The organism is Candidatus Cardinium hertigii (assembly GCF_050864915.1).
GTDB lineage: Bacteria > Bacteroidota > Bacteroidia > Cytophagales > Amoebophilaceae > Cardinium > Cardinium hertigii_D.
In genome coordinates, this window is sequence record NZ_JBOZWY010000008.1 from 1 (window position 1) to 12,128 (window position 12,128).

General features: G+C 36.1%; 6 protein-coding genes, 1 tRNA gene and 1 pseudogene. 6 read left to right on the top strand and 2 right to left on the bottom strand.

The genetic code is table 11. From position 1 onward, the window contains the following. A partial coding sequence (locus ACRRVD_RS04180; RefSeq protein ID WP_432461865.1) for a sodium:solute symporter family protein occupies positions 1 to 2,730 on the bottom strand: 2,730 nt, incomplete at its 3' end. A gap of 334 nt (positions 2,731 to 3,064) precedes the next feature. On the opposite strand from ACRRVD_RS04180, the gene ACRRVD_RS04185 reads away from it, so the two are divergent. The 3 genes from ACRRVD_RS04185 (at position 3,065) to gltX (ending at position 6,210) form a co-directional block, all read left to right on the top strand. Next, positions 3,065 to 3,904: a phosphatidate cytidylyltransferase gene (locus ACRRVD_RS04185; RefSeq protein ID WP_432461866.1), complete on the top strand. Its 840-nt coding sequence runs from the start codon at positions 3,065 to 3,067 to the stop codon at positions 3,902 to 3,904. 83 nt (positions 3,905 to 3,987) lie between these two features. Next, positions 3,988 to 4,644 carry a phosphatidylserine decarboxylase family protein gene (locus tag ACRRVD_RS04190; RefSeq protein ID WP_432461867.1) on the top strand — a complete coding sequence of 219 codons (657 nt, stop codon included), beginning with the start codon at positions 3,988 to 3,990 and terminating at the stop codon, positions 4,642 to 4,644. Between the two features lie 66 nt (positions 4,645 to 4,710). After that, positions 4,711 to 6,210, top strand: a complete 1,500-nt coding sequence (gene gltX, locus ACRRVD_RS04195; RefSeq protein WP_432461868.1) for a glutamate--tRNA ligase — start codon at positions 4,711 to 4,713, stop codon at positions 6,208 to 6,210. A gap of 410 nt (positions 6,211 to 6,620) precedes the next feature. Here gltX and ACRRVD_RS04200 read toward each other — a convergent pair. After that, positions 6,621 to 6,692, bottom strand: a tRNA-Arg gene (locus ACRRVD_RS04200). Between the two features lie 446 nt (positions 6,693 to 7,138). On the opposite strand from ACRRVD_RS04200, the gene lnt reads away from it, so the two are divergent. The 3 genes and pseudogenes from lnt to ACRRVD_RS04215 form a co-directional block, all read left to right on the top strand. Further along, positions 7,139 to 8,812: an apolipoprotein N-acyltransferase gene (gene lnt, locus ACRRVD_RS04205; protein ID WP_432461869.1), complete on the top strand. Its 1,674-nt coding sequence runs from the start codon at positions 7,139 to 7,141 to the stop codon at positions 8,810 to 8,812. A 167-nt stretch (positions 8,813 to 8,979) separates the two neighbouring features. After that, the gene (locus tag ACRRVD_RS04210) at positions 8,980 to 10,671 is read left to right on the top strand and encodes a sodium:solute symporter family protein (RefSeq protein ID WP_432461870.1); all 1,692 of its coding nucleotides are present in this window, start codon (positions 8,980 to 8,982) and stop codon (positions 10,669 to 10,671) included. After that, positions 10,626 to 12,128: pseudogene (locus ACRRVD_RS04215) on the top strand (sodium:solute symporter family transporter); the annotation flags it as partial. The gene ACRRVD_RS04210 and the pseudogene ACRRVD_RS04215, both read left to right, overlap by 46 nt.

Below are 12,128 nucleotides of genomic sequence, written 5' to 3' on the forward strand. Positions count from 1 at the left end.
CTCCAGATCTATAGATGGTGGGGCCTCTTGTGCTCCTTTAGAACCTATGGTATCTATTTCATGGTAGCATTTTTTTACCTTGGGCAGATTATCAGGATCAGCAGTAACTAGACTGATGACTAGCGCAATAGCTTTAAAATCCATATACACCGGATCACTGTTGTCAATAGCATCGGCTTGTTTAAATTGCAAAGCAGTAGGATGGAGTTCTATTTTAACAATCGGTGAAATGGGTTCGCCTTGTTTACCGATCCGTAAAATAGCCTTAACCAATGCGTAAGCTACCTGATGGATGTCACATACTACATCGGTACCCAATGGGTTGCTAGGCAGTCTTATTTTTTTTACCAGTAGTTTAGGTGGATTATCCACCTCTTGAGATAAATTGACTTCTACTTTACGAATCAGTTTAGTTAAAGTAATGTTAGTAGGTTGCAATAGTGCATGGTCTTTCGCTTTCTCTCTTTTATTAAAATAAGCTATCCAGTCATGAAATTTATGGATAATGCTTTGGAAATCTTCTTTATAAAGGGGCGTATCGTTGTCTAAAAAGGAAATAGATTCTTCTATTTTACGCACTACTTTCGTTAAAATAGATCCATATCCTTTAGGAGAACTAGGACCTATGGAGGGAACCAGATCCGAATCATAGAGAGACGTTTTTAGTTCTTTCGAGGCAGTAATCTTTTTTTGATCTTTCAGGTAAGTATTTTGTCGGGTAACTTTATTTATTTCTGTTTTCAAACAAATAATAATGGTAAATAAAAATAGACCTGCTATAAATAGTGGCAATAAGGAGCATAATACTGGATGCGAGAATCCAGTATAAACCGGATATATGGATACCAATACAGTAACGGATACAACACTTATACCAATATAGAGCGGCAAGATCCATAAGATTACAGTAAGATGGCTTAAAGACAAAGAAAGGTTAAAGTTGGGCTCTACCGAATGCGACCAGCCCCAAAGTATATTTAAGGGAAGATAAACCGATAAAATTATTAGCCAAATTAGGCCAATAAACCAGTTTGGAATCGCTCTTACTTTTTTCGAAATAGCATAGAAAAATGGATAGCCTAAGCAACAAGCTGATCCAATAATATGGAATATAAGCCAATAAAAATGATTTGTAATACGCGTTATAAAATAGTATAGCAACCCAGTCATGAAAAGATAAAATCCTATATATACTATTGTAGAACTTCTGGGTTTTAGATTGGTTAAGGTCGCTTTTTTATTTTTCCAGAAATTGCTAATGGCTTCTTTTTTCTCAGCTCTTTTGCGGGCATCTTCTTGTTGGATTTGTTTAAAGCGGTCATCTGGTCCAACCCAACCTGCACTTTCAGGTTGTTTCAAGAGATAGTGGGCTGATAGCATAGCTAATCCGTTGGCTAGCATAGCTAGGAAAGCTCCATCTATTTCTATTATAGGTTCAATCCACTTGTTCCAGGCTAAAATAGTAAGTAGACCGGTAGCCATACCGATCAAGGCTGTAGAGGAGCCACTTCGGAAACCCAAAATAGCTAAAATAAAGGGAGCGGTTAATATAGGTACACTGCAATCAAGGGACCAATACACTAATTTCAACAGATCGTTGCACTTAAAAGCTACCATCATAGATAATAGACCAATTATGAGTGTCGTAGTTTTAGCTATTGTAAGCTTACGGGCATCAGAAATTTCCTTTTGTAGGCTCTGTACGATATCATGCCCGACCATAACGGAACAAGTATTTAAAGCAGAATCAGCTGTAGACATTGCCATAGCGAGCAAACTAATCGTAATAAAACCTTTAAAAAGAGGAGGGATATGGGTTGCTATATAATTCCATATCTCTTCTTTGGGTAAATCTGGTGCCGACACAAAAGTAAATAAACCGATTACAACTATAAAAACCTGAATCATACAGCCAAAAACAGAAGCATGCCAAAAAACTTTTTGGGCCTGAGTGGGACTAGAAGCCATATAAAGGCGTTGCATAAGAGCGGGTTCTACTATATTACTTGGCATATCAGCTAGCAAAAGTAGCACCATACCCATTAGTTTTGTGTTAAATAGTTCGGTAAACTGAAATTTAGTGTAAGTTTGCAGTATGGGAATAATTGTTGTAGCTGTTTTTCCTACATTTACAAACATAAACCAAGAAAGAAGTGGAATAATAATTGAAAAAGTTATAAATTGAAACACATCCGTAAAAGTAACGACGCGAACTCCTCCAAACATAGAATAGAAAATAAGGATTAAGGTAGAAAATATTGGTATTATATATGGGTTAACTGAGGTTACGCACATACTAATAGCATGGGACATTATGATGATTTGAGAAGTAATTAGAACGATGTTTCGACAAATACTCACCAATACAGTTATAAATCTTGGATATCTACCATAGATGCTACCCATTGTCTCTGCTGTTGAGAAGTGTTGCATAAATGGCCCCATCCGTAAGGATAATTTGCTAATAGTACACATACCAAAAGGCACTATAAGTAAAACGACTATAAACCACAAACCAAGGTCATGAATACACTCTACATTACGAATTAAGCCACCTCCTTCAAAAAAAGTAGCCAACACCGTAGCCACCAAAGTAGCCGTAGCAAATTGTTTATTCCCGATTGCATATTCCCGAAAAGTAGTTCTTTTTCTACTAAAGTAAATACCCATTAGTAAGGTTAACCCCAAAAAGGCCCCTACTATTACAATAGCCATATTGAAATAAATCATAACCCAACAAATTAAGAAAGTATAAATAAAGACTATATGAGAAGCTATATTTTATAATACAAATTTTGGTGTAAAAAACCAAGAATTTAAAAAGGAGTATGCTAAAAAATTTCTATAATCGGGTTTGGTCTCGTTTGAGACCAATGATAGTTGTAGCCCTGTGATGGGTTCATTTTAATAGGTTTTATCCATACCAAAAAGGGTAAAAAGAGCTACGCGATAGAAGCTATTTTGTTCCTCCTATTAAATTTTATATCATTGTAACAACCTTTTCCTGCCTGTTTGGTATAAGGCGTTATGCAAGCGGTCTATTCTGTATTTAAAAACAGCTTCTATGGCTATATTAAAAAAACAAAACAATTTTGTACAACGTTTTTTTTCGATTGTTTTCTTTACACCTGTTATTGTTTTTGCAATTTTTTGGTCCGCATGGACTTATTTTTTTCTTTTTTTTTATGTAGTTATGCTGGCGATGCTAGAGCTTTATAAGCTGCTTAAACAAGCAAAGGTTGCGCCTATGCGCGGTTACGGGATTTGGCTAGGGTTACTTTTATATACCCTAGCCTTCTCCTATTATCTTCAAAATAACTTTTTACCCCTGTTAAGCTATGGATCTATTCTGTTCACTGTTTTAATATATATCGCTGCATTGTATAGGCAGCCTTCTAACCCTTTTTTAGATATCGCGGTTACCTTTTTGGGTATTTTATATATTGCGGTTCCTTTTGGTATGCTACATTATTTGGCCTTTTTTAAAGGCATCTATTCGCACCAATTGATACTGGGCTTGCTCATAATTGTTTGGAGCCAGGATACAGGCGCCTATCTAGTGGGTTCTACCATAGGGAAATCTAAATTCTTTAAGCGTATTTCTCCTCAAAAAACATGGGAAGGTTTTGGGGGAGGTGCATTGTTTGCCCTTGTAACAGGTTATGTTATAGCCTGTTTTTTTAATATTTTACCCCTATGGCAGTGGCTTGCCATCTCGGCAATTACCATACTTACAGGGACCTATGGAGATTTGGTTGCCTCATTACTTAAAAGAAGTGTAGATGTAAAAAACGCTAGCGAAATGATTCCAGGACATGGCGGACTCTTGGATAGGGTGGATAGCCTATTGCTAACCATTCCTACCGTAGTTGCATTTTTGAAAATAACTTTATTATGTGGATAAAAAATATCAAATTTAGTTTACTTGTAGACCAGTGGGTGATCTATAAAACGCCACTATAGCTATAGATTGTAAGGCTTCCAATAATGAAAATACATAAAGAAGGAAAAGAAATTTTATTGTGGACACCCGTTTTACTGCTGCTTATTTATTATGGTATGCATAAAAAAGTGGTGTTTAATTACCGCCAATCCATAGGATTTACAGTAGTAAGTGGTGCTTTGTATTTTTGGTTGATCTATTTTTTTAGGGATCCGTACCGGATCATTCATACCCAAGATCAATATATACTAGGGCCAGCAGATGGTAAAATTTTGAGCATTCAGAAGGTACATGAGGAAGAGTACTTACGGGAAGATCGAATCAAAGTTAGTATATTCATGTCTCCTTTTAATGTACATGTCAATCGATTTCCGATGTCTGGCAAAATTGTCTTTTTTAGGTACCACCCAGGCAAGTACTTCGTTGCTTTTCATCCCAAAGCCAGTACACATAACGAAAGAACCTCTATTGTAATTGAGAATGAGAATGGTCAGAAAATTCTTTTTAGACAAATAGCTGGCTTTATGGCACGTCGCATCAAGTTTTATTTTAAAGAAGGTGAGGCGGTCCAGCAAGGTGAAAAATGTGGCTTTATTAAGTTTGGTTCAAGAGCAGAAGTGTATTTGCCGCTAGATGCCGATATGCAAGTATCTGTAGGGGATAAGGTAAAAGGTGGCATTACTGTTTTGGCTAAAATATAACTTCTAAATGTCCATCTGGGCAAGTTTTTCCAATCATTGTATTTGTATTATTTTTCACATTGATATATGGCAGTACGTGTACGGTTTGCACCTAGTCCAACAGGGGCGCTACATATTGGTAGTGTTAGAACCATTCTTTATAATTACTTTTTAGCCCAAAAAGAAGGAGGTAGTTTTATACTCCGTATTGAAGATACCGATCAAAAACGTTGGGTGGCTGGTGCAGAAGCTTATATTCTAGAAAGCTTGAGCTGGCTAGGGATTGTACCAGATGAAGGCCCTCAAGAAGGAGGGGCATTTGGTCCTTACAAACAATCTGAACGGATCGGGATCTATCAAAAGTACATCCAACCCTTATTGGATGGTGGATATGCCTATTATGCATTTGACACAGCAGCAGAAATTGAGGCGATGCGAGAACGACTTAAAGCGGCAAGAGTGGCCAACCCACAATATAATGCCACTAGCCGTGAATCGATGCGCAATGGACTAACCATGCCTATGGAACAGGTTAAGGAATGGATCGCCGCAGGCAAACCCTATGTGATTCGACTAAAAATGCCGCATAAAACCCTTATACGTTTTCATGATGGCATCCGTGGCTGGGTAAAAGTAGATACTACGGTCTTGGACGATAAGGTTTTGATGAAGTCGGATGGTTTGCCTACTTATCACTTTGCCAGTGTTATAGATGATCATCTGATGCAAATCAGTCATGTGATCCGTGGTGAAGAGTGGCTACCTTCTACGCCTATTCATATATGGTTGTACCGTTGCTTAGGCTGGGCAGATACAATGCCGCAATTTATACATCTACCGCTACTATTGGCCCCCGATGGTCATGGAAAATTAAGTAAGCGTCATGCGGATCAATATGGCTTTCCTGCTTTCCCTATTGCTTGGAACAGCCCAGATCTGACTGTTGAAAACGCATTTAGAGAAGCAGGTTATTTGCCAGAAGCATTGTTGAATTTCTTGGCTTTATTGGGGTGGAACCCAGGTACCCATCAAGAAATATTTACCAAAAAAGGCTTAATAGAAGCCTTTTCTTTGGAGCGATTAGGCAAATCAGGTGTTAAGTTTGACATGGCAAAAGCCAAATGGTTTAACCAACAACATATTAAAAAACAAGGCCCAACTGCTTGGGCGAACTACTTTATAACAGAAGCTGCTCAAGAAAATATAGTTTGTAGCCAGCAAGATGCAATAGCCATTTGTAACCTGGTGAAAGATAGAATTACTTTTCCAAAGGATTTCTGGCAAGAAGGTAGATTTTTTTTCTTTGATCCTGTATATTATAATGCTGAACTAATGCAGCAAAGATGGCATCACCAAACCAAAGAGGGGATCATGGCTTTTCATAAAGGACTTTCTACCCTCGTAGAATGGACTCCGGATAAGATTAAACAGTTGTTAGAAGCAACGCGTATTTCTGGTATGATGCCTCTATTGCGTATGGCCCTTACAGGAAAAATGGCTGGTCCAGACCTTATAGAAATTATAGTCCTACTGGGTAATAAGAAGACTCATACGAGAATTACTACATTTTTAGAGCAAATGGGATAGATTGGCTTATAGTTAAATGCATCCAAAATAAGTTTTATAGGCTCTGTCGCATCTGCCGTTGATCTTGTATAGTTCTCTTACTTGTCCTTATTTTCTTGGTTGCTCACCTAATCCATAGAAAGTAAAATTTAACAACCTGAACTCTGGATGAGAAAATACTCTATAAAATAGTAAAATTAAAACTATATAGGAAACAAAACCCTTGTTTTTTCTCTCTTAACTTTTCGGGTCATTATAGTATGGAAATTATTGTAGTAATAACCTAAATCCAAGATGGATTTTTGCTTGAATCGTTTAAAATTTGAATACCTATATCGGTTATTAATCGAGAGAGCTTTTTTACTTTTTGTCATCTAACCTTACCAGATGACTAAACCGATAGGTACCAAAAATAATAAAATAGCATAACGTGGTCTCGGCAGGAATCGAACCTGCATCAAAAGTTTAGGAAACTTCTATTCTATCCGTTGAACTACGAAACCCTTTTCCTGCTAATTTAGGGCATTGTTGCCTTTTTTTCAACTGTATAAGATATCATCTGGGTTAAAAGTATAATGAACAAAAGAGGTTCCATACAATCTTAGATCGTTCCAACGGACTTTTAATTTTTATCATAAACTGTGTGACTATACATTACTATATGGGTGTGAAATAAAAATCTAATAATCAGGTATATTAAAATTATTTTTAATCCGAAACGTTAATAATACAATAAACAAAATATATTACCTGCTATATATTTCCTCCAAGAGCTGGATAATCGCAAGCGCTTAAGCAGTGTTTCTCCTATTAAGTTTCTTGCTTTTTTGTAAATTACTCTGGTTCTATTGTTTATCAATGCTCGTATGCATAAACAGTACAATAGTGCATAGGGCTCTTTCTATACCAAAAGATTTAGCCAATTGACTCCGAATAATTTATAAAATTTATGTCGCATCATTTGCTTTCTATTCAATATACTTTAGGGATGGACCGGATGGCTCTAAAACGATTTTCCAAACGTTATGTCTTCCTTTTAGCAACCTTGAGCAGTATTTGTTTTTATCTATCTTGGTGTTCTTTTTGGTTGGGTGGTTTATTATTTGTAGCTATTGTTCCGATACTCGGCATCTTTAAACTGCTCACTATCGCACCTAAACAAAAATATTTTTGTCTATTTTCAGTTATTTGTACCTTGTTTTTTTGGAATACACTAACGATTTGGTGGGTTTATAAAGCTACTTTTCTCGCTTTTCTTTTTACAGCATCTTATAATACGTTTTGTCTGGCTTTGCCTTGTTTTTTTTATTATTGCATACGGAAATGGGGCAGACTATATATGGCCTATTTAGGATTCGTGACGAGTTGGTTAACATTGGAATATGCACATCTTTCTTGGGAATATTGGGAACTTACTTTTCCTTGGCTAAATTTAGGCAATGGATTGGCAGCATTGCCACAATGGATTCAATGGTATGAATATACTGGCATATTAGGAGGTTCCCTTTGGGTTTTAATAGTAAACATCTTCCTTTATCATTTGTTGTTTGAAAAAGCAAATTTTCTTCTATTTAATGCATGCTGCGGGGGGATCCTATTGCCTATAGGCATAAGCTTAATGATCTATTATCGCTATAAAGAAAAAGGAAGCAATGTAGAGGCAGTGGTGGTTCAACCCAATTTTGATAACTATACTGAAAAAGATTATACCGCTCCCTGCTTTGTTCCTTATGCGCGCCAAATAGATCGATTATTGGCCCTTTCTAAACAACAGCTTACGCCAGCAACTTCTTTGGTAGTGTGGCCTGAGTCAGCAATAGATTGCTGGTTAGAAGAGGTAAAGCTGGGTGACTATCTATTGATGCAACCTATATTCCAGTTTCTGGATGTTTATACTGCTTTAAACCTTATAACGGGTATTAGTTCTCGTTGTGTGTATGGCCCAATCCAAGCTACGAAAACTGCCCAAATAAGCAAAGGTGTATATGTAGACTACTTCAATAGTGTTTTTCATTTAAAAGATAGACAAAAAATAGATATATATCATAAGCAAAAAAGAGTGCCAGGTGGAGAATATATTCCTTATTTTCATCTTCTACCAGTACCATTATGTAATTGGCTCAAACAAAAATTTGTTGATATTGGGAATATAGATCCTTGTTTAGGTAAAGGAAATGAAACGAAGGTATTTAAAATAGATGATCACATAAGCGTAGCGCCAATTATTTGCTATGAATTGCTTTATGGTGCTTTTATAGGTAAAAGTGTCCAAAAAGGGGCCAATTTGTTTGTGGTGGCAACTAATGATGGTTGGTGGGGAAATACGCCAATATATCACGATTTCTTTCAATATACCCGCTTGTTGGCCATTGCACATCGAAAGAGTGTGGTGCGGGCAGCTAGTACTGGTATTTCTGGATTAATCAGCCAGCGTGGAGCGGTAATAGTTGCTACAAATCGATTAGAAGTTGCTGCAATTCGAGGCGAAGTATATGCTAATAATCAATTGACTTTTTATAGCTTATATGGCGATTATATCGGTCGTATTGCTGTATGGACTTGTTTTATATTATGCTGTTTATGTTGTATCCTGTGGATGGTACTATTGCAGCAAAAAGAGTAGTGGCCGAAGGCCAATTTTTATAAAAAATCGTTAAAACTTTCTATTCCAAATAGAGCAGAATGATTTATCAATACCCGCTACCTTTTTTTGATTTTTAGGATAAAATCTTTATTATATAGGCTATATTTCTAAGTATTTTCTCTATCTTTTTAATTGGTTCATTTGTGATGTTATTGAATATGCCTATTGTAATAGTAGGGGCTTTTTTCTGTTTAACACTAGTAGTAGGGATTTACTTTAGTAAAAAGGAAACTACTTTCCGAGAATATGCAGTGGGGAATAAACAATTTTCTACTGCCACTTTAGTGGCTACGGTGTTGGCTACTACTTTTGGCGGGGGGACGATAATCCGTAGTATAGAATCTATCCATGAATTTGGATTATACTTTATATTTGGTACGTCTTTAGATTATTTTGGTTTCTGGATCATTGGTAGGTTAGCATTGCGTATGGGGCCATTCATGCAACATCTTTCTATGGCAGAAACAATAGGTAGTATGTATGGTAAGTATCCAAGGATTATAGCTGCTTTGGTTGGTATCTGTGTGTGCATTGTTGCTATTACTGGACAAATAAATGTAATTTCCAAGGCTTTTAAGATATGTCTGATTTCAATTGATCCCTTTACCATTACTATCCTTTCTACATTACTTCTTATTTTCTATTCTAGCTATGGAGGTGTTCGTGCTGTTACGTATACAGATGTATTACAGTTTATAACCTTTTCTATTATTATTCCACTTCTTTCTTGGTTTATGTTTGTAAATGTAGGAAAAACAGTTTCCGAAATCGTTCCTATCCTACAAAGCCAAACTAAGTTTCAGTTTAGCAATTTATTTCAATTTAATGCCCGGCTGGTCAGTATGTTACTACTTGTTCTAGGTTCCTTAATATCCCATATTCAGCCTTCCATTATGCAACGGGTTTACATGTCTTCTAGCCCTATTCAGGCTCAAAAATCTTTTGCGTATGCAACTATTTTTAGTTGGTTTATAATGTTTTTTATCTCTCTGATTAGTGTATTTGTTTTTGCAAGAGCACCAAATTTATTAAAAACAGAGGTTTTTGGATATGTAGTGGACCATATTCCTACTCTTTTTAGGGGATTTTTTGCTGTTGGCTTACTCGCAATGGCTATGTCTACAGCTGATTCTTTTTTAAATGCCTGTTCTGTTATGATTGGCCATGATATAGTCAACAGCCTACAAAAGGAAAAAGCAATTCCTGATCCAGGTCAACTTAAAATAGCTAGGTGGACCACACTAGTGGTAGGTCTATTGGCTATGGTAGTCTCTTTTTATTGTCAAGATCTCTTAAAATTAATGTATTGGGGGCTTGATTGTGCTGTACCTATCGCAACGGCTCCTTTTATATTGGGTATTTTTGGTTTTAGGGGTACTTCTCGTACGGCTTTGATCGGTATGACGACAGGTCTATTAACTATTTTAGCTTGGAATAAATGGGTTGAGCCAAAAACAGGTATAGATGGTTCTTTTATAGCCATGCTAGCCAATGGATTTGCTATGCTAGTTGCACACTATCTGTTGAGACAGCCGGAAGGTGTAGGGTGGGTTAAACCGGATACTACCTTTAAACAAATCCAACAAGAAAACAGCAGAAGAAACATAGAACGAAAAGAGACGATTAAAAAAGGTTGGCAAAATAAGAAATTTACTTTTTCTAAGTTAGTACCTAGCCCTACTGCGATGGTATGTATGGGATTTTATTTTTTTATAAGTAGCTTACTAGCTCATTTTATATTGATTTTTACAAATCATTGTTATTGGCTTATATTTCACCTATTTGGATCCGCATGTTGTTTGGGCTATCCATTTTATATGATATTTCTAAAAGGATAAGAGCTATTCCAAATTGGCTTATTGGACTAGTATGGTTAATAGTTTTAGGGTTTTATCTACCTTTCAATGTACTTTGGAACTGGTTTAATCCAGTAAATCCAGTCTTTATCCTATCCTTATCTTTGGCCCATCTTTCTATAGTATTATCGGTATTGCCTATTTATACAGGTATAGGTGTTGTAACAGTTACTTCATTACTGGCCATTTATCCGATGTATATTGGATTATCGTATCCAGTATTATGTTCCTTATTTCCAATATTTTTAATGGGTTTATTGATATTTACATTGATTATATCTTTTAAAATAAAAGTATATAGTCTTACTACACAAAATATTTATCTAAAAGAGAAAGAAAAAAATAGAGAATCTAAGCAACTAAAGTCATCCCTATATGAAGCAGCTCTGGTTCCATCTACTAGTGTTATGTCTACTAGGAGATATAGGTCTATTTTAGCGCAAGTAGTCCGTAAAGTTGAAGAATCTATATCCTTTTTAGATAATCATACGCCTATTTATAAGGAAGATTTTCAAAGTATTATGAATAAGTTCTATGATTGGGTGGACTATTTTAATAAAAGAGAAAAGGCTAAAGATCATGCGCTGCTGCAGCCTGCTAAAATTACTTTAGATAAACTGATTCGTAAGGTAGAAATTGCTTTGTCCCAGGAGATGGATGATCCACCTAAAATTCTGGTAGAAAAAATCAGACCTTCTAATGGGGAGCTATATAGCAATATTGTCTGCGATATCAATCAAGTAGTTTATTCATTGGTTAAAGCTGTTTTACGGATTGGTAGGATAAAGGGGCCTAATCCATCTATTGTTCGTATACAACTACATCCTACTTCTTTGCAATTTAAAGAAGTAGATTCTATTGACCAGAGTTGTCCTGTGTTTATGAACTTTCAAGCTATTGCGCTAATGATTAGCCTGTTTAGTGGTACTGATGCGTCTTTGCCAAAAGTCAAGTCATGCTATGATCAGATAGATTTTATAGATCCTCAAATAGAGAAAGGTACACCATCATCTATAGATCTTGAGCAAGATACAATATCTAGTATGGTGCGTGCCCATTATGGTTATTTAGAAGCTTCTTTTGGTCAAAATCCTGTTATTCTGATGGTACTTTCTTTAGACGTTACAGATATCATCAATAGAATAACTATTGATCTTCCGTTGGATTCTTTAACCTCAGAAGGAGTTGTTACACCTAAAGAAGAAGCTGACTCCATGATGGAGTTAATGAAATTCCATGACCATATCTGTAAATCATCTTATGAAGCGAATCCTATTGATATAAAAACTATTTCAGGTATACTTTTATTGCTTAGGAAGCACTTTAGATTTAAGCGTCATGCTTCAGGTAAATTGTTTTATGTACGTGCAGTAGGGATCGCTAAATTAGTAGTGGACTGGGTTTTTCACTCTCCTAAAGTGGTTTATGCTTCTTTACTC

Excerpts from the sequence above, each read along its gene's own strand:
- ACRRVD_RS04185 (WP_432461866.1), top strand. The coding sequence starts at position 3,065 with ATGGCTATATTAAAAAAACAAAACAATTTTGTACAACGTTTTTTTTCG.
- ACRRVD_RS04190 (WP_432461867.1), top strand. The coding sequence starts at position 3,988 with ATGAAAATACATAAAGAAGGAAAAGAAATTTTATTGTGGACACCCGTT.
- gltX (WP_432461868.1), top strand. The coding sequence starts at position 4,711 with ATGGCAGTACGTGTACGGTTTGCACCTAGTCCAACAGGGGCGCTACAT.
- lnt (WP_432461869.1), top strand. The coding sequence starts at position 7,139 with ATGTCGCATCATTTGCTTTCTATTCAATATACTTTAGGGATGGACCGG.
- ACRRVD_RS04210 (WP_432461870.1), top strand. The coding sequence starts at position 8,980 with ATGTTATTGAATATGCCTATTGTAATAGTAGGGGCTTTTTTCTGTTTA.